Raw genomic sequence first — 23144 nt, forward strand, 5'->3', positions numbered from 1 at the left:
AAAATCTGCTGAATAGGGATTTCCACACAGAAAGACCTAACAGCAAATGGGTCACAGATATCTCTTATATCCATACGGAACAAGGTGTCCTGTACCTGTCCATGATCCGGGATTTATACGACAACAGCATTGTGGCCTACAAGACTGCAACCCAGCAAACGGTGAATCTGGTGCTGGACACCATTCGCCTTGCCATGAAGAAAGAGAAAGTCGCTGGGGAGTTGCACCTCCACAGCGACCAGGGCTTTCAATATACCTCACACGGATATTTTAAGCTGACTCAATCTTACGGCATTACGCCGTCTATGTCAAGACGGGGAAATTGCTATGACAATGCAATGGCAGAAAATTTCTTTGGCATTCTAAAAACCGAATGTATCTACCGCCAAAAGCTCAAGACATTTCAGCAGGCCAACGATCTGATCGACGAGTACATCCACTTCTATAACCACGAGCGGCTCCAGACAAAGACTGGCCTGGCTCCGCTCTCGCTTCGCCAGGCCAGTCTTTGATTCGCTTGTTCTACCCCTTGCAGGCCTCTTTTTGTACTGTCCGCACAATATGGGGCGGTTCACAGCGGCGGGGCCATTTTTATACTAAATTTTACATCGATTCGGCAAAGACCAGCATGGCAATCTTGAAGTAGAGGATCAAGCTGCATGCGTCCACGATGGTGGTGATGAAGGGGGTGGCCATGATGGCGGGGTCCAGGCCCACTTTCTTGGCGGCCAGGGGCAGCATGCCGCCCACCAGTTTGGCCAGCACTACGCTGAAGAAGAGGGAAACGCTGACCACGATGGCGTAGCCCAGAACATTCTCATACTGGCCCGCATAGATCACGCTGTACATGATATAGATGCGCAGACCATTCACCAGGCCCAGGATGGCGCCCACAATGGCCGAAATCCGCAGCTCTTTGCCCACCACCTTCAAAAAGTCGGAGGGGGAGACCTCGCCCAGGGCAAGGCCGCGGACCATCAGGGTGCTGATCTGGTTGCCGCAGTTGCCGGCGGTGTCCATCAGCATGGGCATGAAGGAGACCAGCAGGGGCAGGCTGACAAAGGCGGCCTCGTACCGGGTGGTAACCATGCCGGTAAAGGTGGCCGACAGCATCAGGATCAGCAGCCAGGGAATCCGCTGCTTGGCGTGGGTCCAGACGCTGGTGCCGAAATAGGTGGTGGCGTCCTCGTCGGGAAGAATGGCCGCCATCTTCTGCATATCTTCGGTGGACTCGTCGGTCAGGACGTCGATGGCGTCGTCGATGGTGATGATACCGACGAACATTCCCTCGTTGTCCACGACGGGCATGGCGGTGAAGTCGTAACGCTGCATCTCACGGGAGACAAACTCCTGGTCATCGGTGACCTTCACGGTGACCACGTTGTCCTCCATGATCTCGGTGATGGGGGTGTCCATCTTGGCCAGCATCAGGCTGCGGGCCGAAACAACGCCCAGCAGGCGGTTGTGCTCCACCACATAGCAGGTGTAGATGGTCTCGGCGTTCTCGCCCTGCTGACGGATGGCCTCAAAGGCCTGGCTGACGGTCATATCCTTCCGCAGACGGACGTACTCGGGGGTCATCAGGCTGCCGGCCGAGCTCTCGGGGTAGTTCAAGAGCTTGTTCAGGCTCTCACGGGTCTGGCGGGAGGATTTTTCCAGAATCCGCTTGACCACGCTGGCGGGCATATCCTCCAACAGGTCGGCGGCGTCGTCCAGGCTCATCTCCTCGATGGCGGCGATGAGCTCCACATCCGAGAAGGCTTCCACCAGGTCGGCCTGGGCGTCCTCGGACATATAGGTAAAGGCCTCGGCGGCCACCTCTTTTTTCAAGAGGCGGAACACCACCAGGCGGTTGTTCTCGTCCAGCTCTTCCAGCAGCTCGGCCAGGTCGGCGGGCTGTTCGTCCTCGGTGACCTCCCGGAGTTTGACGTACTGCTTTTTCACCAGCAGCTTGAGCAGGCGGCTCTTGGTCAGCCGGTCGGGGTCGGGGGCCTTTTCGGTCTCACGGGCAGCCTCCCGGGCTTCCTCTTCTTCGGCCTCCCGGACGTCTTGTTTCAGGTCCTCGGTGGCCTCCTCGTTCAGGTCCTGCTCCAGCTGGCGCCGCACCTCGGCGGGGATATCGGCGGGCAGCTCCTGGGCGGGCATCATCTCAAAGTTTTCCAGCTCCTCGCCAGCGGGGAGCTTCTTTTCTTCCTTATCCATTGGGTGTTACCTCCTTAATGTACAGTATGGGTCAGGAGGGTGCAGCCCATCGGGAAACAAAAAACGCGCCGCCTGCTGGGCAGGGAGAAGGGCAATTCTCCGCACAGCAAGCCGCGCCTTTCCAATCCGTCCGGCAAAAGGGGGCATTAACCCCGCAACGCGCGGACAGCCAAAAAGGCGAACGCAGAATCTTTTGTTGTCCGATGCGCCGCACCGGCTGGTCGACTGTGATCCGGGTCCATTGTTCTGCGTTCACCTCCCAAAGTACTTTATTCCAACTGAATTATAGCGCCCAAATGGGGGAGGGTCAACCCCGAAGTTCATTTTTTACAAAGATTTGCCGCCGAATTTTCCTCACCGGAGAGGCAAGGGCGGAGCCGGCTTCCGCCCCCTCAGAGATACCGAACGGCGGTGCCGTAGGCGATGATCTCCGCCGCTCCCTGCATCACCGAGGAGGAGCTGTAACGGAGGTTGACCACTGCATCGGCCCCCAGGGCCTCGGCCTCGTCCACCATCCGTTTGACGGCAATCTGGCGGGCCTCGTTGAGCATCTCCGTGTAGCTGACGATTTCGCCGCCCACCAGGGTTTTCATACTGGCCATAAAATCTTTGCCAAAGTTTTTGGACTGAACCACCGTCCCCTTGACGACGCCCAGCGCCTCGAACTCTTTCCCCGGGATATAATCAATGTTTACCAGCAGCATAATTTATTCTCCTTTTTCCAAAGTGGTTCCGACCCACCGGAACCTCCGGCGGACCGGACTACAATTCAATACTTTTTGGCTTCTTCTTCCTCGCCCCGGCGGAGCTCCTTCAGCCGTTGAGCCATGGCCCAAAGCACCCCGACCACCACGGCCGCCGCCAACAGGCCATAAACCAGCGCCATCCCCGCCACCGCCGGGAGGGGACCTTCCTCCAGCATGAGCCAGAGCAGAGAGCCGAAAAACAGGACCGTCACTAAGGCGGCGCCCACCCCGGCCGCCACTACAGCGCCCCAGCCGGAAGGTTTAGTATTTCTTTGCATCCTCAGCCTCTCCTTTCTCGATCTCCCGCACCCGCTGGAGCAGGGCCAGCAGCACCCCCGGGATCACCACCCCGGGGATGGCCACCAGAATCACCGCCAAAGGCAGGGGAGGCGCCTCCTCGGCATCCACCGTAAAAGCCCAGATCATTAAAATCATCAGCCCCGCCATCAGCCCCACCGTAAGGGCGGCGGCTACCACCGGGGCAACGTACCGCCGGCGTTTGGTATCCTCCACCTGTTTGTCCAAAAAGGTTGTGCCCTCCCGTTCCATCCGATCCATCTGTTCCAGCAGGGCAGCGGCGTCCAGGGCATCCAGCCTCTCTTCCCGGCTGCTGAGGGAGCGGCAGAGCTGGATGGACTGTTCCAGATTTTTCTTTTCCCGCTCCAGGCTGACCAGATGGCGGCGCATCCCGTCTCCCACCGTCCAGGCCCCGGCCTGCATCTTGCGGATCTCCTCCAGGGAAACACCGAGTTTCCGCATCAGTTTGATCTGCCGCAGCTGCTCCACCTCGTGGGGGCCATACTCCCGGTATCCATTTTCGCTGTTTCGCCGGGGCGCCAGGAGTCCCTGTTCCTCATAAAACCGGATGTTCTTTTTGGTGATGCCCACCTGGGCCTCCACCTCGTTGATTTTCAATGCATTATCCCCCTTTATCGCCAACCTTCCACCAGGGGGAACTCAGGATTTTTGGGCGATGCCGCACCAGTTTTTGGATTCCTGCTGATAGACCTTCCAGGCCACCAGACCCAGGCCCAGAGCGCAGGCCAGAGCCACCAGCTCGATCCCTGCCACCGGCAGGAACGCCGATGCCAGGATGGTGCAGGCATCCACTGCGGCGTGAAGGAGGATCGCCCCCACAAAGAGGGTCACCCCCTGACGGCCCCGGCAATAGGCCAGATACACCAGCACCGAGAGAGCCAGGTGAATCCCGATGGCGATGATCCGTTCCACGCCGCCCCAGAGATAGGTGGTCGCAGGGGCCGCCACCATCTGGGCGACGGTCTGGAGGGTAGCTTCATCCAGGGCGCCCACGTTCTGTTCCAGGGTCCCGGCGTTGATCCAGCTGGAGACCAGCAGGTTGCTGATATAGGTCAGGCCCACCACCATCACGGCCTCCATGCCGCCGTGGCCCGCGCCATACATGAGGGCCCGGGCGGTCTGGCCCGGGGCAGGGCGGAGGAACCGGAAGGCCACCAGACGGCCCACCTCTTCAAAAAGGCCCGCCATCACCCCGCCATAGAGGGCATAGAGAATCAGGTTTCCGCTGATGGTCTGACCCAGCGGACTGCCCAGCACCAGGGCATGAACCCCCTGTTCCAGCACCAGGACAAAGAGGAAGAACACCGCCGCCCCCAGGAAAAAATCCCGCCACCGGCCGCCCTGGCGGCGGAAGAAGATCGCCAGCCCCAGGGGCAGCAGAAAGCAGATCGCCATCGAGATCGCCATACAAACCATGCTGGCCATGGGCATCGTTCCGAGTTCACTCATAAACCAAATACAACTCCCTTCTTTGCCTGCCGTCCCCGGCGGGCCATTGATTGCCCTAACTGTACCACTTCCACCAGGGGGAAAGTCAAGAGATTTTTCAATTTTTTGAAAAATCACCCGGGATAGCCCTTGCAACCCATCCAATCTTTTCAAAATCGCATTCTGCGATTTTGGATTGAAAAGTTTTTGCGCCGCTTTTTTCAAAAAGCGGCAAAAGCGGCATAAAAACGCGCCCCGCTCACCGTTGCCAGTGAGTGGGGCGCTAAAACTTTTCAGTTTTTCCTGGTGCAAGATCCCCGCGGGGCGGGTCTTATGCAGCAGGTGGAGCAAGGTATCCGGGGCCGGACCTTATGCTCCCGGCACGCGCCGGGCGTGCTCTCAAGGGCCCTCGCGGGCGCTCTGGTATCTCAAGCCGCAAGGCGGCTCAAAATCAGATTTTGTACAATTACTTGTACAGCTCGACCAGACGGGTCAGGTGCTCGTAACGAGCCTCGGCAGCCTTCTGGTTCTCCTCGAACAGCTTCTTTGCACGATCGGGGAAGGCACGGGTCAGACGGCTGTAACGGGTCTCGGTAGCCAGCAGGTTCTGGTACTTCTCGCCGTCGACGGCCTTGGAGGTCAGGGTGAAGGGGTTCTTGCCCTGGGCCTTCAGAGCCGGGTTGAAGGTGAACAGGTTCCAGTAGCCGGACTCGACAGCCTTCTTCATCTCGACCTGGCAGTTGGTCATGCCGCCCTTGATGCCGTGCAGCTCGCAGGGAGCGTAGCCGATGATCAGGGAGGGGCCGGGGTAAGCCTCAGCCTCGGCGATGGCCTTGACAGCCTGGTTCATATTGGCGCCCAGAGCAATCTGAGCGACGTAGATGTAGCCGTAGGTCATAGCGATCTCGGCCAGGCTCTTCTTGCTGATCTCCTTACCGGCAGCTGCGAACTGGCAGACCTCGCCGATGTTGGAAGCCTTGGAAGCCTGTCCGCCGGTGTTGGAGTACATCTCGGTGTCGAAGACCATGACATTGACATCCTCGCCGGAAGCCAGGACGTGATCCAGGCCGCCGAAGCCGATGTCGTATGCCCAGCCGTCGCCGCCGAAGATCCAGATGGACTTCTTGGCGATGAACTGCTTGCTCTTCAAGATCTCAGCAGACTTCTCGCAGCCGGCAGCAGCAGCCTTCTCCAGCTCAGCGATCAGGGCCTTGGCGGGAGCGTCGTTGGCCTTGGTGTTGTTCTTGGTCTCGATGAACTTGGCGTAAGCAGCCTTCAGCTCGTCGGAAGCCTTCTCGGAGTTTGCGACCTCGTCGATCCGCTTGATCAGGTTGTCGCGGACGGTCTTCTGGCCCAGATACAGGCCCAGGCCGTGCTCGGCGTTGTCCTCGAACAGGGAGTTGCACCATGCGGGGCCGTGGCCGCTGTCCTTATTGACGGTGTAGGGAGAGACAGAAGCGGTGCCGCCCCAGATGGAAGAGCAGCCGGTGGCGTTGGAGATATACATCTTCTCGCCGAACAGCTGGGTGATCAGACGAGCGTAAGCGGTCTCGGCACAGCCTGCGCAGGAGCCGGAGAACTCCAGCAGGGGCTGATTGAACTGAGAACCGATGACGGTGTCGTCAGCAAACTTGCTGGGCTTCTTGGAGATGTTGGCGACGCAGTAGTCGAAGACCTCCTGCTCGGCAGCCTGGCTCTCCTGCGGGACCATCTGGATGGCCTTGGTGGGGCAGACGGTGACGCACTCGCCGCAGCCCATGCAGTCCAGCGGAGAAACAGCCATAACGAACTTGTACTCGTTGGCGGGCTTGTTGTCGCGGCTCTTGGTCTGAGCGGGAGCAGCAGCCAGCTCCTCAGCGGTCAGCTGGAAGGGACGGATGGTAGCGTGAGAGCAGACGAATGCACACTGGTTGCAGCCGACGCACTTGGAAGCATCCCACTCGGGGACGTTGACGGCAGTGCCGCGCTTCTCGTAAGCGGAAGCACCCTGCTCCCACTCGCCGTTGGCGTTGTGAGCAAAGGCGGAGACGGGCAGGCTGTCGCCGTCCATACGAGAGATGGGCTCCATGACGTCGCGGATCTGCTTGACCAGATCGGCGCGGCCGGTCAGCTCCTTGGGAGCGGGATCAGCCTCGGGGTTGGACCAGGAAGCGGGGACCTCGACCTTGTGGATGGCGTCGACACCGGCGTCGATGGCCTTCCAGTTCATCTCGACAACGTCCTGACCCTTCTTGCCGTAGGACTTCTGAGCAGCCTGCTTCATGAAGGTGATGGCGTCGTCGATGGGCATAACGTCAGCCAGCTTGAAGAAAGCGGACTGCAGGATGGTGTTGGTGCGCTTGCCCATGCCGATCTCGATGGCCTTGTCGATGGCGTTGATGGTGTACAGCTGGATGTTGTTGTCCGCGATGTACTTCTTGGCCTCGGCGTTCAGGTGGTGGCCCAGCTCCTCATCGGTCCACTGGCAGTTGATCATGAACACGCCGCCGGGCTTGACGTCCTGGACCATCTTCATGCCCATGTTGACGTAAGCGGGGGTGTGGCAGGCGACGAAGTCAGCCTGGTTGATGTAGTAGGGGCTGCGGATGGGCTTGTCGCCGAAACGCAGGTGGCTGATGGTCACGCCGCCGGTCTTCTTGGAGTCATACTGGAAGTAAGCCTGAACGTACTTGTCGGTATGGTCGCCGATGATCTTGACGGAGTTCTTGTTTGCGCCGACGGTGCCGTCGCCGCCCAGACCCCAGAACTTGCACTCCTTGGTGCCCAGAGCTGCGGTGATGGGAGCGGGCTTAACCTCGGGCAGGGACAGGTTGGTGACGTCGTCCACGATGCCGATGGTGAAGCGGGCCTTGGGCTCGTCCTTGGCCAGCTCGGTGAAGACGGCGAAGATGGAGGACGGCGGGGTGTCCTTGCTGCCCAGGCCGTAGCGGCCGCCGGTCAGGACGATGTCGTTCTTGCCAGCCTCACGCAGGGTAGCAGCCACATCCAGGTACAGGGGCTCGCCCAGAGCGCCGGGCTCCTTGGTGCGGTCCAGAACAGCGATCTTCTTGACGGTCTCGGGCAGAACCTTCAGCAGGGAAGCGGAGACCCAGGGACGGTACAGGCGAACCTTGACGATACCGACCTTCTCGCCCTTGGCGTTCAGGTAGTCGATGACCTCGTCGGCGACATCGCAGACAGAACCCATAGCGACGATGACGCGGTCAGCGTCGGGTGCGCCGTAGTAGTTGAACAGATCGTAGTTGGTGCCGATCTTGGCGTTGATCTTGGCCATGTACTTCTCGACCACGGCGGGCAGAGCCTCGTAGACGGGGTTGCAGGCCTCACGGTGCTGGAAGAACACGTCGCCGTTCTCGTGGGAGCCGCGCATCTTGGGGTTCTCGGGGTTCAGCGCCTTCTTGCGGAACTCCTCGACAGCCTCCATGTTGCACATTTCCTTCAGGTCCTCGTAGTCCCACTTCTCGATCTTCTGGTACTCGTGAGAAGTACGGAAGCCGTCGAAGAAGTTCAGGAAGGGAACCTTGCCCTCAATGGCGCACAGGTGAGCGACGGGGGACAGGTCCATGACCTCCTGGACGGAGCTCTCGACCAGCATAGCGAAACCGGTCTGGCGGCAGGCCATAACGTCGCTGTGGTCGCCGAAGATGTTCAGCGACTGGGTAGCCACGGTACGTGCGGAAACATCGAACACGCAGGGCAGCTGCTCGGCAGCGATCTTGTACATGTTGGGGATCATCAGGAGCAGGCCCTGAGAAGCGGTGAAGGTGGTGGTGACGGCACCTGCACCCAGAGAGCCGTGGACAGCGCCAGCAGCGCCGGCCTCAGACTCCATCTCGACGACCTTGACCTGGTTGCCGAAGATGTTCTTCTGGCCTGCAGCCGACCACTGGTCGACCGAGTCAGCCATCGGAGAAGACGGGGTAATAGGATAGATGGCGGCTACGTCCGTGTAGGCATATGCTACATGAGCGGCAGCGGTATTGCCATCCATGGTTTGCTTTGCTCTAGGCATTTTTCTTCCTCCATGTTGTTGATTTAGGCACCTTTGCCCGGGGCAATATGCCCCGGCAGGGCATATTACCCCCAAAAAGGCACGATTGCTTATATATTATAATAGCAAATTCAACTCCCAAAGTAAACGCATACCCTCTGGTAAAACACACCAAGAATTCGGATAAAAATTTGTTATTTTTTTCGCTTTTCTCCCACGCAAGCCCTGCTGTCCCGGGGGGCGGGGGAGGGATTTTTCCGGCCCGGGGGGCGGTTTTGCGTTGACAGGGCCGCCCCCATGCCGTAAACTGGGGGCAGAGAATTTATGCCGCAGGGCATGTATAAAATGGTTTTATTTTTAGAAAGGATCTGGGGCTATGGACGTACATTTTGAGAAAACCCTTTCCAGCGAGGAGATCTATGTGGGCAAGGTGTTCACAATTACCAGGGATCAGGCCCTTTTGGAAGATGGCAGCACTTCTCAGCGGGACGTGGTGCACCACCACGGCGGGGCCTGCATCCTGCCTTATTTTGAGGACGGCACCATCTGCATGGTGCGGCAGTTCCGCTACGCCATGCAGAAAGAGCTCTGGGAGCTGCCCGCCGGAAAACTGGAAAAAGACGAGAACCCCTTCGAGGCGGCCAAACGGGAGCTGAACGAGGAGTGCGGCCTGACGGCGGATGAGTACATCTCCCTGGGCGAGCTCTACCCCACAGTGGGCTACGACACCGAGGTGATCTATACCTGGATCGCCCGGGGCCTCCACTCGGCCCAGATGCACCTGGACGGCGACGAATTTTTGACCCCCGAGCGGGTCCCCCTGGAAAAAGCCTATCAGATGGTGCTGGCGGGGGAGATCTGCGACGCCAAAACCGTGGCAGGCATCCTCAAACTGAAAGCCCTCATCGCCGAGGGGAAGATCTGAGGCGGGGAGTGGGGATGCGATGCCGCTTTTTCGAGAAAAAGCGGCGCAAAAAGCGTTTCAGACAGAAATCCTTCCTCGTTTTTTAAAATTCCTCACACTATCTTAAACCACCGCTGGATAAAACAGCACGGCAGCCATTACGCTGCCGTGCTGAACTCTATTTTTCTTTAGAATGTAAACCAGCCTGCAAGGGATTGATTCGCTTTCATCAGGTCTTTAATGACTGCCATATCGCTTTCCCATTGATTAAAGCTCAGCACACCATCAATTTTTGTGTGCTCCACATCGTTATCATTATAGAACAGTCCGCAGTATTCCCAATTTTCCACTCGGTTGAGCCTCTCGATCAACTGCGCTTCTGTCTCGACGCCTGTGCCGTAGTACACATATACTTTGTCCGCTGCGGTCGCCAGGGCATCCGATGCAACGGTCTTTACCGAATCAGAAAACCGGATATAAGTCAAACCGCTTTGTTTAAATGCGCCAAGGCCAAGATGAACGATGCTCTGCAAGTCGGCAATTTGAAGGCTGGCGCACTGATGAAACGCCCTTTCTCCGATGGAAGCCACCTTTTCCAGATTGATGTCTTTCAGTTTGGGGCAATTATAAAAGGCATCCTCCAGGATGTTCATAGAGCGGTCGGGCAGCACAACGCTTGTCAGCTCCGAACAAACGCCAAAAGCAAATTGAGGCAAATCGTTTTGCAGACCATTCAGATCCATTTCCGCCAGACTGGAGCAATTATAAAACGCATATTCGCCAATGCTGGAAATATTTTCGGTACCCTGGATTGTTTTCAGCGATGTGCAGTACTGAAATGCACTTTCCCCCACGTTGGTGGTATCGGCCAAAATCACCGTGTCCAGGTTTTGGCAATTATAAAATGCATTTTTACCAATGTTGGTTGTACCAGTACCGACAAAAATGACCTTGTCCAGGTTATAGCAGCCAGAAAATGTGCCTTCTACCACGGTGCTTCTCCCCAAATTACTCCCGCTTCCGTCCTGAATCGTGACATTTGCGGGCAAATAAACTTCTTGCAGAGAGAGCACGTCCTTAAATGCGTTTCCTTCAATGGTCAAATTCAAGCATTCGCTCATGTCCACTTTTGGGATGGTATTTCCCATCTGATCCACAATCTCTGCCGTTATTTCCTGAACTTCACCTGGCACTTTGATTGTGTTGCCGTCAATCCAGGTAGATGGGTCACTGGCATCGGGGGCGTCGGCATCGCTGCCTTCATTGTCTTCGCCTGGAGAATCTGTATCGCTGCTGCCCGGCGTATTTTGATCCGAATCACCGGATGAGCTGCCGCCCGAGCTGCCGCATCCCGTCATCGTAAAAACGAGGCCAAGCACCACCAGCATCACCGCAACTGCTTGCAAGAGATCTTTCCATTTTTTCATGATTCATTCTCCTTTTTTTTCTTTGACATCCTTGTGTATAGACCGCTGCCTTGATCGGCGGCGTCTTTGATAATAATATAACATTCTCTTTTTTCTCCTGCAATGCAGAAAACGCGCCTTTATTTTGTACGTATAGACGATTTTTTAGAAATTTAGCCACTTCTTTCAGAAAGGATATTTCGCCATGTTTGACCCCAAAGAACTCCCCCTCCTCTACGAGGACGAGGCGCTGATCGTCCTGAACAAACCCGCGGGCCTCACCAGCGAGGAGGGGGTTCCCGCCCTGCTCCGGACCCTCTGGGGGAAACCGGAAGCCTATGTGGGGGTGGTCCACCGGCTGGACACTGGGGTGTCGGGGCTGATGGTCTACGCCAAAACTCCAGCCGCCGCAGCAGCCCTGGGCCGTCAGATCACCCAGAGCCAGCAAGCCTACACCCAGCGTGACGGGGGTGAATCAGCCGGAGAAAATCCCCAGTTTGTCAAGCGGTATCGGGCGGTGATTGCCGGCGGGCCGGACGAGGCCCTGGCCAAAGAGGGCGTTCTACGGGATTACCTCTTTAAGGACAGCCGCAAGGGCCGGGTTTACCCGGTGTCTCGCCCCCGCAAGGGGGTGCGGGAGGCGGTGCTGGAATACCGGATCGCCGCCACAGCCCCCGGCCCGGAGGAGAACACCCGGTTCAGCCTGGCAGAAATCACCCTCCACACCGGCCGCACCCACCAGATCCGGGTCCAGTTTGCCAGCCGGAAACACCCTCTCTGGGGGGATGGAAAATACGGCAGCCGCCAGAAAGGCTCCCTGGCCCTTCAGAGCGCGGGGCTGGCGTTTCGCCACCCGGTGAGCGGGAAAGAGATGGTTTTCACCCTGCCCGCCCCCGCCGGACTGCCCTGGGAGTTGTTTTAATTCGCTCTTTCCCAGGGAAAACTTCTCTGGACAGGTCCCGCTGCATATGGTATAATGGCAGAACAATCAAAACCCGTGAGGGAGTAGCAAACGCCTTTTGAAAGGCGCAGCAAGTCAACATACTGGCCCTGGTCCGGCCTGGCTTTGCTTTAAATTGCGAGACTCATGTACGATGTTCAGCGCGTGCGCGGCAGGGTACATGGAGTCTGTCCAAAAATGGAATCTCTAAACCCGGATGCCCCGCTGCATCCGGGTTTTGTTCTGCCCAGAAATCTGCTTTGGAACGTACATCGGAGGAAACAAAAATGGAATGGAGCTTAGTCTTTTTTGTCAACAGCACCCTTTTGGGGGTGGGGCTGGCCATGGACGCTTTCTCAGTGTCCCTGGCCAACGGCCTCCACGAACCCAGGATGAAACAGGGCAGGATGGCCCGGATCGCTGGGGTGTTCGCGGGGTTTCAGGCAGCCATGCCCCTTTTGGGCTGGCTCTGCGTCCGAACGGTTCTGGAGTGGTTCAGCGCCTTTGAACAGTTTATCCCCTGGATCGCCCTGCTTTTGCTGGGGTACATCGGCGGCAAAATGCTGCTGGAGGGAATCCGGGGCGGGGAGGAGGCCGAGCCCCCGGCCCTGGGGATGAAAGCCCTGCTGGTGCAGGGGGTGGCCACCTCCATTGACGCGCTGTCGGTGGGTTTCACCATCTCGGAATACGGTCTGGTGATGGCCCTGGTTTGTGCGGCCATCATTGCGGCGGTGACCTTTGTAATCTGTATGGCCGGCCTCCAGCTGGGCAAGACCTTCGGCACCAAACTTGCCGGCAAGGCTTCGGTGCTGGGGGGCGTGATCCTGATTGGCATCGGGATCGAGATTTTCCTCACCTCGCTGTAAAAATTCATCTACAAAATAAAACAGGAGCCTCCCCGCAACGGCTGGGAAAGCTCCTGTTTTTCATTTATTTTATTTCAGCTGAGGGATTATTCCTCGTCGGTGGGGTCGTCCTGGGCGGGGGCCTCGGCAGCGGCGGCTGCGTCGGCGGCCTCCAGGGCGGCCAGCTGCTCGGCGGTGGGCTCAGCGTCATCTCCGGCCTCTACCTCCGGCTTGACCGTCTCGGCCTCATCGTCGTGGTCGGTGCGGGCCACAACCATGACCTTGTCGGTTTCGCCCAGGCGCATAACCCGGACGCCGCTGCCGTACCGGCTCTGAACGGTGATGTCCGCCGCGTGCATCCGGATGATGATGCCCTCCTGGCTGCTCAGCAGCACGTCGTCGGTCTCATCCACAATCTTAACGCCGGCCACCTTGTCCTTGGCGGAGTCGTAGTTGCGGATGCCCTTGCCGCCCCGGGCGGTGACACGGTAGCTCTCGATCTCGGAGCGGCGGCCCTTGCCCTGTTCGGTGACGGTGAGGACGGTGCCGCTGGGACGGCAGATGCAGACACCCACGACTTCGTCCCCCTCGGCCAGACGGATGGCTCGGACGCCGTGGCCGCCGCGGCCCATGGGCCGGGCGTCGCTCTCGGCGAACCGGATGGCCTGGCCGTTCCGGGTGGCCACGATCAGCATATCGCTGCCGGTGGTCAGACGGGTCCAGGCCAGGGCGTCGCCCTCGTTCAGGGCAATGCCGATCAGGCCGTTTTTGCGGATGTTGGCGTACTGGGCCAGGGGGGTCCGCTTGATCAGGCCCTGTTTGGTCACCATGGTGACAAAGCCGCCCTCGCCCGCCTCTTCGGTGTTCTGGCGGAGCATATTGGTGACCTTTTCGCCCTCGGCCAGGGGCAGCAGGTTGATGATGTTGGTGCCCTTGCTGGTGCGGCTGCCCTCGGCGATGGTGTAGCCCTTCAGCCGGAAAACACGGCCCCGGTTGGTGACAAAGAGAATGTGGTCATGGGTGGAGCCCACGAACAGCTCCTTGACAATGTCCTCTTCCTTCCGGGTCATGCCGGCAATGCCCCGGCCGCCCCGGTGCTGGGCCTGGTAGGTAGCCTTGGGCTGGCGCTTGATATAGCCCGCCTCGGTGAGGGTGTAGACGCACTGTTCCTCGGGGATCAGGTCCTCGATGTCCACCTCGCCGGAGACCGACTGGATCTCGGTGCGGCGGTCGTCGGCAAAGCGGCGCTTGATGTCCAAAAGCTCGTCCTTAACGATGGCCAGAACCCGGCTGTCATGGGCCAAAATGTCCTTCCAGTCCTCGATCTTGGCCCGCAGGGTGGACAACTCTTCCTCGATCTTGAGGATTTCCAGACCAGCCAGACGGCCCAGCTGCAGCTTCACGATGGCGTCGGCCTGGGGATCGTCGAAGCCGAACTTTTCCATAATAGCCGCCTTGGCCTCGGCCATGCCGCCCTTGCAGGAGCGGATGGTGGCGATCAGCTCATCCACGATATCGGTGGCTTTCTTGAGGCCCTCCAGAATATGGGCCCGCTCCTCGGCCTTTCGCAGGTCGTACTGGGTGCGGCGGCGGATGACCTCGTCCTGGAACTCCACATACTTCTGGATCATCTGCTTGAGGGTCAGCACCCGGGGGACCTTGTGGTCAATGGCGATCATGATGACGCCTACGGTGTCCTGAAGCTGGGTGTACTGATACAGCTGGTTCAGCACCACCTGGGGGTTGGCCTCTTTGCGGACGTCAATGACGATCCGCATCCCCTTGCGGTTGGTCTCGTCGTTCAGGTCGGTGATGCCCTCGATCCGCTTGTTCTTGACCAGCTCGGCGATGCTCTCAATCAGCCGGGCCTTGTTGACCATATAGGGGATCTCGGTAACCACGATCTGGTACCGGCCGTTCTTCTTTTCCTCGATGGTGGCCCGGCCCCGGAGGGTAATCTTGCCCCGGCCGGTGGCATAGGCGGCCCGGATGCCGCTGCGGCCCATGATGATGCCGGCGGTGGGGAAGTCGGGTCCCTTGATGTGCTCCATCAGGCCCGCCAGGTCGATGTCGGGGTTTTCGATATAGGCCACGCAGCCGTCGATGACCTCGCCCAGGTTATGGGGCGGAATATTGGTGGCCATACCGACGGCAATGCCCTGGCTGCCGTTGACCAGGAGGTTCGGGAACCGGCTGGGCAGGACGCTGGGTTCCTTCTTGGTCTCGTCAAAGTTGGGGTCCCAGTTGACGGTATCCTTGTCGATGTCGGTGAGCATTTCCACCGCCATCTTGCTCATACGGGCCTCGGTGTACCGGTAAGCAGCGGCGGGGTCGCCGTCCACAGAACCGAAGTTACCCTGGCCATCCACCAGCGGGTAGCGGAGGGAGAAATCCTGAGCCAGGCGAACCATGGCGTCGTAGACTGAAGCGTCGCCGTGGGGGTGGTAAGAGCCCAGCACCGCACCGACGGTGTCGGCGGATTTGCGGTAGGCGTGGCTGGGGTCGTTGCCGCGCTCGTGCATGGTGTAGAGAATGCGGCGGTGGACGGGCTTCAAGCCGTCCCGGACGTCCGGCAGGGCGCGGGAGACGATGACCGACATCGAATAATCGAGGAAGGCCGTCTCGATCTCCTTTTTCACATCACGGATGATTTTCTTTGTACCCGTGCCGGGGATCATGACATAATCTTCTTCCATAGTTCCTCCAAGTATACGAGAAGGTTTATTTTACGCGTTGTATTTGAAAAAGTAAGGACCAAACGGGGAGGATAGGGGTTTTTTATCTCCAAAACCTTCTCAAAACCACAGAATGTAGTTTGGGTTTGAAAAGTTTTTGCGCCGCTTTTTTCAAAAAAGCGGCAATTCCCCGCGGCAAACCGTTTTTTCTTACACGTCCAGATTCGCGTACTGGGCGTTGGTCTCGATGAACCGGCGGCGGGGCTCCACCTGGTCGCCCATCAGGATGGTGAACGCCTCGTCGGCCTTTTCGGCGTCCTCGATGGTGATCTGGACGATGACCCGGTTGTCGGGGTTCATGGTGGTCTCCCAGAGCTGCTCGGGATTCATTTCGCCGAGGCCCTTGTACCGGTTGACCTTGGCCCCCGGCATTTCCTGGGAGAGGATCGCCATTTCGCGGTCATTATAGGCATACTTGATGACGTTGCCCTTCTGCACCCGGAAGAGGGGCGGCTGGGCGACGTAGACGTGGCCCTGCTCAATGAGGGGCCGCATATACCGGAAGAAGAAAGTCAGCATCAGGGTGCAGATGTGGGAGCCGTCCACGTCGGCATCGGCCATGATGAATACTTTGTCGTACCGCAGTTTGGAGAGATCGAACTCCTCGCCGATGCCGCAGCCCAGAGCCAGCACCACCGGCATCAGCTTGTCGTTGCCGTAGATCTTATCCGCCCGGGCTTTCTCTACGTTCAGCATCTTGCCCCACAGGGGGAGGATGGCCTGGAAGGCCGAGTCACGGCCCATCTTGGCCGAGCCGCCAGCCGAGTCGCCCTCGACGATGAACAGTTCGGTGCGGGTGGGGTCGTTCTCGCGGCAGTCGGCCAGCTTGCCCGGCATCCGGCTGGATTCCAGGGCGCTCTTGCGGCGGACCAGCTCCCGGGCCTTCTTAGCGGCAGCACGGGCACGGGCCGCCTGGGTAGCCTTTTCAAAGATGGCTTTGGCCACGGCGGGGTTCTCCTCAAAGAACTCCATCAGCTTGGAATAGACCATGCTGGCCACCAGGGACCGGATCTCGGTATTGCCCAGCTTCGCCTTGGTCTGGCCCTCGAACTCAGCCTCCTGCAATTTCACCGAGATGACGCAGATCAGGCCCTCCCGGACGTCGGATCCCGAGAGGTTTTCGTCCTTGTCTTTCAAAAGGCCATGAGACCGGCCGTAATCGTTAAACACACGGGTCAGGCTGGCTTTGAACCCCTCTTCGTGGGTGCCGCCGTCGGGGGTGTGAACGTTGTTGGCGAAACTGAGCAGCAGCTCGTTGTAGCTGGAATTGTACTGCAGGGCGATTTCGGCCACTCCCCGCTCGGTCTGGCCCTTGAGGTAGATCACGTTGGGGTGGAGGACTTCCAGCTTCCGCTTCTCGTTCAGGTAGCTGACAAAGCTGCGGATGCCGCCCTCATAGCACATGACCTCCTGGCGGTAGCAGGGCTCGCCCTCCTGGCCGTCCTCCAGCACCGGGGTATAGAGCTCCCGCTCGTCGGTGAGGGTGATCTTCACGCCTGCATTGAGGAAACTCTCCTCCCGCAGCCGCTTTTCCAGAGTCTCAAAGTCGTAGACCGTGGTATCCCGGAACATCTCGGGGTCGGGCTTGAAGGTAACCTTTGTGCCGGTGCTCCCCTCGGGAACGGGGCCCAGGCATTTCAGATCCCCGTCGGGTTCGCCGCGGCGGAAGGTCTGCTCGTACTCATAGCCGCCCCGCCGGACGTTGACGGTCAGCCACTCGGAACAGGCGTTGACCACCGAGGCGCCCACGCCGTGGAGGCCGCCCGCGACCTTATAGCCGGAATTTTCTCCGCCGAACTTGCCGCCGGCGTGAAGGACGGTGTAAACCACCGTGACAGCGGGCAGGCCGGTGTCGGCCTGGGTGTCTACGGGGATGCCGCGGCCGTTGTCGGTGACCTCGATGATGTCGCCCTTTTTGATGGTGACGTTGATCTGGTCGCAGTAGCCGGCCAGAGCCTCGTCGATGGCGTTGTCCACGATCTCATAGACCAGATGGTGCAAACCCCGCTCACCGGTGGAGCCGATATACATGCCGGGGCGCTTGCGCACCGCTTCCAGGCCTTTCAGGACCTGGATCTCACTGGCGTTGTACTCGTGGTCGGTGACGGTTTCGGCGTTGGTGCTGGTAATGATTTCCTCTGCCATTCCTGTTTCTCCCTTTTCTTGTAGTGGCCCCTGCCGGATGCAGGGGCGGTTTGGTTGTATTCAAACGGTTCCGCTTGTTTTAAAAACAGGCGAACCGGAAGTGATCTGTATGTTCTTTTTTCCCTCTCAGTGTAAATCCCCGAAGGGCGGGGGAGGAGTATGTCCTTTTACCCTCGGTTTTTCGGGCGATTCACCCCGGCCGGGGAGCAGCGCCTCCTCGGGCAGCTCCCGCTCGGCGCGCCGCTTCAGCGCCGCGGAGGAGAGCTCGGACAGATAGACCGTATCCACCGGCGCATCCGCCAGGACAAAACTCTGGGGCAGCTCGTCCGACAGGCTGACCACCGCACCGTTTTTCTGGGCATAGTCCAGAAACTCCCGTCCCCGGGGGGAGACGGTGGTGGTTTCCAGATTAAAAATCCCCAGAATCGCCCGGGTGTTCAGGACATAATCCCGGCCCAGATGCAGATACATGGTCTTTCCCCCTTTACAGCCGGGTCAGGACCCCGGCTTCCATCCGGTAGACTTCGCCGTCGGTTTTCAGAAAATCCGTGTCATCGCAGCTGGTGACAAAGGTCTGGCGGCCCTGCATCCGGGTCAAGAGATAGGCCTTCCGGCTTTCGTCCAGCTCGCTGAGGACATCGTCCAGCAGCATCACCGGGTGTTCGCCGGTGATCTGGGCCGCAGCGGCTGCCTCGGCCATCTTGAGGCTGAGAACAATGCTCCGCTGCTGTCCCTGGCTGGCGTACACTCGGGCAGGCTGACCGTCCAATAAAAGCTCCAGATCTTCCCGGTGGGGGCCGCAGAGACTCTGCCCGGCCCGGATCTCCTCGGCCCGGCACTCCGCCAGGGCATCGGCCAGGCCCCCTGGCTCAAACCGGGGCTGATAGAGGACTTCCAGCTGTTCGGCCCCGTGGGATATCTCGGCGTAGTTGGCCGTGGCCAGGGGCCCCAACAGCTTTAAATACTCCCGCCGCCGGGCCTGGAGGGCTTCGCCCTGTCGGGAAAGCTCGGCGTTCCAGACTTCCAGCTGCTGGATCTTCTGGTCATAGGGCAGCTCGGGCCGGGCGCATGTATGCCGCAGCAGCGCGTTTTTTTGCTGCAAGGCCCGGACATACCGCCGGTAAACCGCCAGATACCCGGGGTAGAGCTGGCAGAGGGCGGCGTCCAAAAACCGCCGCCGCAGCTCGGGGGCGCCCTTGACCAGGCTCAAATGCCCGGGGTCAAAGGCCACCGCCGGGAAACTGCCCGCCAACGCCGCCGCCCGCTTTGGGGGGGCGCCGTTCCAGGCGGCATACCGGCCGGGGCGCGGGCTGCCGGGGGCGCCCACCGTCAGCCGGACGGTGTTCTGGCGGCCGTCGTCCTGTTCTGTGACGGCGGACAGCACCGCAAAGGGCTGCCCCCGCCGGATCAGTTCGGCGTCCTTGCCGCCCCGGAAGCTCTTGCCCCCGGTGAGCAGCCAAATGGCTTCCAATAAATTGGTCTTGCCCTGGCCGTTGTTGCCCGAGAGGACGGTCAACTCCCGCCCGGGGGTGAGGCTGGCGGCGGCGATGTTCCGGTAATCGGTTACTTCCAGCGAAATCAGCCGCATTTTACTGGCCCCCGGCCACCTCGACCGCCCGGCCCTCCAGCTCGACCCGGTCGCCGGGGCGGCATTTCTTGCCCCGCATGGTGCAGACCTCGCCGTTGTAGAGGACCTGCCCGGCCTGGATCAGCTCCTTGGCCTCGCCGCCGGTCTCGCAGAGGCCCGCATATTTCAGCAGGGCGTCCAGCTTGATGAATTCGGTATGAATGACGATCCGTTCCATCCTCTGGCCCTCCTTTAATCGTTCTTGAAGCGGACGGGGAGCACCAGGTAAAGGAAGTCGTTGCCCTCCACGGGCAGGACCTTCACGGGGCTCAGGGGGCCGCTCATCTCGATTTTTACCTGTTCGGTGCGGGCGTTCCGCAGGGCGTCCAGCAGATAGCGGTTGTTGAAGCCCACTTCCACTTCCTCGCCCTGGCACTGGGCGGCGAACTCGTCCACCACACGGCCCAGGCTGGTCTGGCAGCGGACCACCACCTTCTCGCCGGTGAAAGCGATCCGCAGAGGGTTCTTTAAACGCTCTGTAATAATTAGCGAAGCACGTTCGATCGTGCTAATAAAGTCTTTGGTATCAATAACCACCTGAGTCCGGCTGCCATCGGGGATCACATTGCGGTAGTTCAAGAACTCGCCCTCGATGAGGCGGCTCATAATGGTATAACCCGCTGTAATAAAGACCACATACCGCCGGTTGGCGCAGATGTGTACGTCCTCCTCCTCATCGTTGGGTAAAAGGTGGCTGACCTCGGTCATGGTCTTGCTGGGGACAATGATCCGAATTTCCTTGGCCGCCTGGACGGGGCGCTCCACTACCGCCAGACGGTAGCCGTCCAAAGCCACCACCGTCAGTTTGTCGGGGGTAATCTCAAACAGCTCGCCGGTGTGGGCGGGTTTTTTCTCGTCCTGGCTGACGGCGTAGAGGGTGCGGTCGATCATCTCCCGCAAAACACCGGTTTTAATCGTCAAAGTCTGTTCGGCGCCGGCGTTGGGCAGCTCGGGGAAGTCGGAGGCGGGCATGCTCTGGATCTCAAACTGGGCCACGCCGCTGCGGATGGAGGTTTTTCCCGTCTCACCGGCAGAAATTTCCACCTGACCGGAGGGCATCCGGCGGACCATATCGCTGAGGAGCTTGGCGTTTAGGACCAATTCGCCGGGCTCGGTGACGTTGGCTTCGATGGTGGTGACAATGCTCATTTCCATATCATACCCGGTGAGGGTAAGCTGGAATCCCTCGGCTTTCAGGAGGATACCCTCCAGCACGGGGGTAGCAGAGCGAGGGGTAACGGCTTTGGATACGCCGTCGATGGCTGCGCTGAGGAGTGTTTTGTCGCAGAGGATCTTCACTTTTATCTTCTCTCCTTTATCATCCTGTTCGATCGGGCACTTTTTCGATAAGCAGGGCAGTTTTTCCTTTTGATATAATAAACTTGTTGTAGGAGTCGTAGTAGGGAGTGGGGAAGATGTGGAAAACTCATTTTTTCCGGATCCTTCCAAGGGTTTTTAATTTCCACCCTCTCGTGAATGATCTGTGGATAGTTTGTGGAAAGGGGCTTTCCTTTTTCTTTTCCACTTCCGCTGTTTAAATCCGGTGTTGAATGTTGAAAACTACGTGGAAAAAGTGGATAACTACCGATTTCTCCCACAAGATATGGGCTAAAAACCAACTTTTGCCGGGGAAAATGTCTATATTTTGCGGGGAAAGAGGGATTTTTGGGGTGAGTTTTGCACCGGAGGAGGGCCCTGTGGGGGAAAAGTCGCCTGTTTTTTTATAACCCGCCCTCCCACCCATTAGAGGTTCCCCCGGGTCTGCGGCCCGCCCTCGTGGGGGCTCTTAGCGGAAAGTGTCTGTAAAAGGGCCGCCGCTCGGATTTGCCCGGCAGGCCCCGCTCCTTGCTTCATTCGCCGGCAGCCGCCAGCCGCCGCGGCGCCCCACTGTATGGACCCGCAAAAGGTATCTCGCGGTTGAACCGTTTTTGCGCCGCTTTTTGAAAAAAGCGGCATTGCGTCCCCGTCTTACGCCCGGACGTTCTTGATGATGTCGTCCACCGTCTCCTGGAGATGCTTGTCGTTCTTCATGTCCCGCTCGATGGTCTTGAGGGAATAGACGATGGTGGAGTGATCCCGGCCCGAGAACTCCCGGCCGATCTCTTCCATGCTCATGCCGGTGACCTCCCGCAGGATGTAGATGGCCACACGGCGGGCGCTGGCCACGTTGGCGTTCCGCTTGGTGCCCCGGATGTCCGAGGGCGCCACGTTGAAGGTCCGGGACACCTCGCCGATGATCTTCTCAATGGTCACCGGCACCGGCTGGGTCTCGTTCAGGATGTCCTTGATGGCGTTCTGGGCCACGCTGATCACCGGCTGGATGCCCTCCAGCATGTAATAGGCGTTCAGCTTCTTGACGGCGCCTTCCAGCTGGCGGATGTTGTTTTTCAGGTGATTGGCGATGAACTCCGCCACATCTTCGGGCAGATCCAGGTGGAGCAGCTCGGCTTTCCGCTTCACGATGGCCACCCGGGTCTCAAAATCGGGCGGCTGGACGTCGGCGGTCAGGCCCCACTCGAACCGGGTACGCAGCCGCTCTTCCAGGCTCTTGATCTCCTTGGCCGGGCGGTCCGAGGCGATGACGATCTGCTTGTGAATATCATGCAGGGCGTTGAAGGTGTGGAAGAACTCTTCCTGGGTGGACTCTTTGCCCGCGATGAACTGGATATCGTCCACCAGCAGCAGATCCGCTGCCCGGTACTTCATCCGGAAATCCTCGGTGCTGCCGGCACGGATGGCGGCGATCAGCTCGTTGGTGAACTGCTCGCAGGTCACATACATGATGACGAAATCCGGGTGGGTCCGCTTGATCTCGATCTGAATGGCGGTGAGCAGGTGGGTTTTGCCCAGGCCCGACCCGCCATAGATGAACAGGGGGTTATAGGCTCCCGAGGGGTTGGCCGCCACCGCCTGGGCCGCCGCAAAGGCGAACTGGTTGGAAGCGCCCTTGATGAAGTTCTCGAAGGTGAACTCATAGTTGCCCTGGGGGCTGGCGGGGTTGGCCTCGTACTGCTGGGCCAGCACCACCTCGTGGGGCGGGGTGCTGGGCACCACCAGGTTGATGTCCACGTCAAAGCCCAAAACCGCCTTGAACGCCTCTTTCAAAAGCGCAAGGTACCGGTCCGAGACGATCTTGCGGATGAAGTCGTTCCGCACCGACAGGGTGATGTGGCTCGAGTCCTCAAAGCTCACCGGCTCCAGCCCGTCGATGTAGAGGTTGTAGGTCGGCTCGGCCATCTGCGCCTTGCAATAGCTCTGCGCCGCCTCTAAAACGTCCTTGAAAGAATCCATATAACATCTACTCCATTGAAGTTTTCAACAAGGATAACGATACCATCGTAGTATACCACATTTTCGCCCAAACGTCCACATTTCTATAATGTATTTTATAATACATAAATATACCCCGCCTGGGGGCCTTGTATACTGCGTGCCGCCCGGCCACCAGATCTGGGGTTTAAAATGTTTTCCACCGCCTTTGGGTGAAAAAGTGGAAAACTTTTAAACCAAAAACTTTCAGCAAAAGAAGAAAAAAAGCTTGACAAGACCCGATTCCCTGCGATATACTGTTGAATTGCAAGCCTGTCCCCGTTTTTGAGGGGCGCAATCACGCACAACCCCATTACCCGGGGGCGAGTTTTTATGGAGGATACCGAGCATGAAAAGAACTTTTCAGCCGAAGAAGCGTCATCGCAAGGAAGTCCACGGCTTCCTGGCTCGTATGAGCACCAAGAATGGCCGCAAGGTCATCAACGCCCGCCGCGCTAAGGGCCGCAAGAGCCTGACCGTCTGATCTGATTTTTGAGATCAAAGGGCGGCGCTAGAACTGAACAATGCGCAAAAAAGGCCACTGATGG

Annotated in this window: 19 protein-coding genes; 5 read left to right on the top strand and 14 right to left on the bottom strand. The window is 58.9% G+C overall.

Translation table 11 applies throughout. From position 1 onward, the window contains the following. Window positions 1-8: 8 nt before the first annotated feature. Entirely contained in the window at window positions 9-512 is a 504-nt protein-coding gene (locus JCM17207_RS00940) for an IS3 family transposase (RefSeq protein ID WP_282449827.1), read from the top strand. A 91-nt stretch (window positions 513-603) separates the two neighbouring features. Here JCM17207_RS00940 and mgtE read toward each other — a convergent pair whose 3' ends face one another. From mgtE to nifJ, 6 genes are all read right to left on the bottom strand, one after another. Beyond that, window positions 604-2202 (bottom strand): magnesium transporter, encoded by a 1599-nt coding sequence (mgtE, locus tag JCM17207_RS00945; protein ID WP_238315578.1) that lies wholly within the window; start codon window positions 2200-2202, stop codon window positions 604-606. A 392-nt stretch (window positions 2203-2594) separates the two neighbouring features. Beyond that, window positions 2595-2906, bottom strand: coding sequence for a YbjQ family protein (locus tag JCM17207_RS00950; protein ID WP_238315579.1), 312 nt, complete (start codon window positions 2904-2906; stop codon window positions 2595-2597). A 65-nt stretch (window positions 2907-2971) separates the two neighbouring features. Continuing rightward, window positions 2972-3226: a hypothetical protein gene (locus JCM17207_RS00955; RefSeq protein ID WP_238315580.1), complete on the bottom strand. Its 255-nt coding sequence runs from the start codon at window positions 3224-3226 to the stop codon at window positions 2972-2974. Next, window positions 3210-3863 carry a MerR family transcriptional regulator gene (locus JCM17207_RS00960; RefSeq protein ID WP_238315581.1) on the bottom strand — a complete coding sequence of 218 codons (654 nt, stop codon included), beginning with the start codon at window positions 3861-3863 and terminating at the stop codon, window positions 3210-3212. The genes JCM17207_RS00955 and JCM17207_RS00960 overlap by 17 nt, the downstream gene beginning before the upstream one ends. Before the next feature lie 42 nt (window positions 3864-3905). Next, window positions 3906-4715 carry a YhfC family intramembrane metalloprotease gene (locus JCM17207_RS00965; RefSeq protein ID WP_238315582.1) on the bottom strand — a complete coding sequence of 270 codons (810 nt, stop codon included), beginning with the start codon at window positions 4713-4715 and terminating at the stop codon, window positions 3906-3908. Window positions 4716-5160: 445 nt separating this feature from the next. Further along, entirely contained in the window at window positions 5161-8706 is a 3546-nt protein-coding gene (gene nifJ, locus JCM17207_RS00970; RefSeq protein WP_238315583.1) for a pyruvate:ferredoxin (flavodoxin) oxidoreductase, read from the bottom strand. A gap of 355 nt (window positions 8707-9061) precedes the next feature. On the opposite strand from nifJ, the gene JCM17207_RS00975 reads away from it, so the two are divergent. Continuing rightward, entirely contained in the window at window positions 9062-9610 is a 549-nt protein-coding gene (locus tag JCM17207_RS00975) for an NUDIX domain-containing protein (protein WP_238315584.1), read from the top strand. 167 nt (window positions 9611-9777) lie between these two features. On the opposite strand, the gene JCM17207_RS00980 is transcribed toward JCM17207_RS00975, so the two are convergent. Continuing rightward, the gene (locus JCM17207_RS00980; RefSeq protein ID WP_238315585.1) at window positions 9778-11016 is read right to left on the bottom strand and encodes a leucine-rich repeat domain-containing protein; all 1239 of its coding nucleotides are present in this window, start codon (window positions 11014-11016) and stop codon (window positions 9778-9780) included. A gap of 184 nt (window positions 11017-11200) precedes the next feature. Between JCM17207_RS00980 and JCM17207_RS00985 the strand changes: the two genes are divergently transcribed. Further along, a complete protein-coding gene (locus JCM17207_RS00985; RefSeq protein WP_238315586.1) occupies window positions 11201-11917 on the top strand; it encodes an RluA family pseudouridine synthase in 717 nt (238 codons plus the stop codon). Window positions 11918-12222: 305 nt separating this feature from the next. Then, entirely contained in the window at window positions 12223-12801 is a 579-nt protein-coding gene (locus JCM17207_RS00990) for a manganese efflux pump MntP (RefSeq protein WP_238315587.1), read from the top strand. 86 nt (window positions 12802-12887) lie between these two features. Here JCM17207_RS00990 and gyrA read toward each other — a convergent pair whose 3' ends face one another. From gyrA to dnaA, 7 genes are all read right to left on the bottom strand, one after another. After that, the gene (gene gyrA / locus JCM17207_RS00995) at window positions 12888-15476 is read right to left on the bottom strand and encodes a DNA gyrase subunit A (RefSeq protein WP_238315588.1); all 2589 of its coding nucleotides are present in this window, start codon (window positions 15474-15476) and stop codon (window positions 12888-12890) included. A 189-nt stretch (window positions 15477-15665) separates the two neighbouring features. After that, the gene (gyrB, locus tag JCM17207_RS01000) at window positions 15666-17660 is read right to left on the bottom strand and encodes a DNA topoisomerase (ATP-hydrolyzing) subunit B (protein ID WP_238315589.1); all 1995 of its coding nucleotides are present in this window, start codon (window positions 17658-17660) and stop codon (window positions 15666-15668) included. A 126-nt stretch (window positions 17661-17786) separates the two neighbouring features. Then, window positions 17787-18131, bottom strand: a complete 345-nt coding sequence (gene remB, locus JCM17207_RS01005; RefSeq protein ID WP_238315590.1) for an extracellular matrix regulator RemB — start codon at window positions 18129-18131, stop codon at window positions 17787-17789. 13 nt (window positions 18132-18144) lie between these two features. After that, window positions 18145-19248 (bottom strand): DNA replication/repair protein RecF, encoded by a 1104-nt coding sequence (gene recF / locus JCM17207_RS01010; protein WP_238315591.1) that lies wholly within the window; start codon window positions 19246-19248, stop codon window positions 18145-18147. 1 nt (window position 19249) lies between these two features. Continuing rightward, a complete protein-coding gene (locus JCM17207_RS01015) occupies window positions 19250-19465 on the bottom strand; it encodes an RNA-binding S4 domain-containing protein (protein WP_238315592.1) in 216 nt (71 codons plus the stop codon). Window positions 19466-19479: 14 nt separating this feature from the next. Beyond that, entirely contained in the window at window positions 19480-20586 is a 1107-nt protein-coding gene (gene dnaN, locus JCM17207_RS01020) for a DNA polymerase III subunit beta (protein ID WP_238315593.1), read from the bottom strand. Window positions 20587-21255: 669 nt separating this feature from the next. After that, on the bottom strand, window positions 21256-22578 hold the full coding sequence (gene dnaA / locus JCM17207_RS01025) for a chromosomal replication initiator protein DnaA (RefSeq protein ID WP_238315594.1): 1323 nt from the start codon (window positions 22576-22578) through the stop codon (window positions 21256-21258). A gap of 367 nt (window positions 22579-22945) precedes the next feature. On the opposite strand from dnaA, the gene rpmH reads away from it, so the two are divergent. Further along, window positions 22946-23080, top strand: a complete 135-nt coding sequence (gene rpmH / locus JCM17207_RS01030; RefSeq protein ID WP_238315595.1) for a 50S ribosomal protein L34 — start codon at window positions 22946-22948, stop codon at window positions 23078-23080. The last annotated feature ends 64 nt before the right edge of the window (window positions 23081-23144 follow it).

Origin of the sequence: Faecalibacterium gallinarum, from assembly GCF_022180365.1 — a bacterium.
Classification (GTDB): domain Bacteria; phylum Bacillota; class Clostridia; order Oscillospirales; family Ruminococcaceae; genus Faecalibacterium; species Faecalibacterium gallinarum.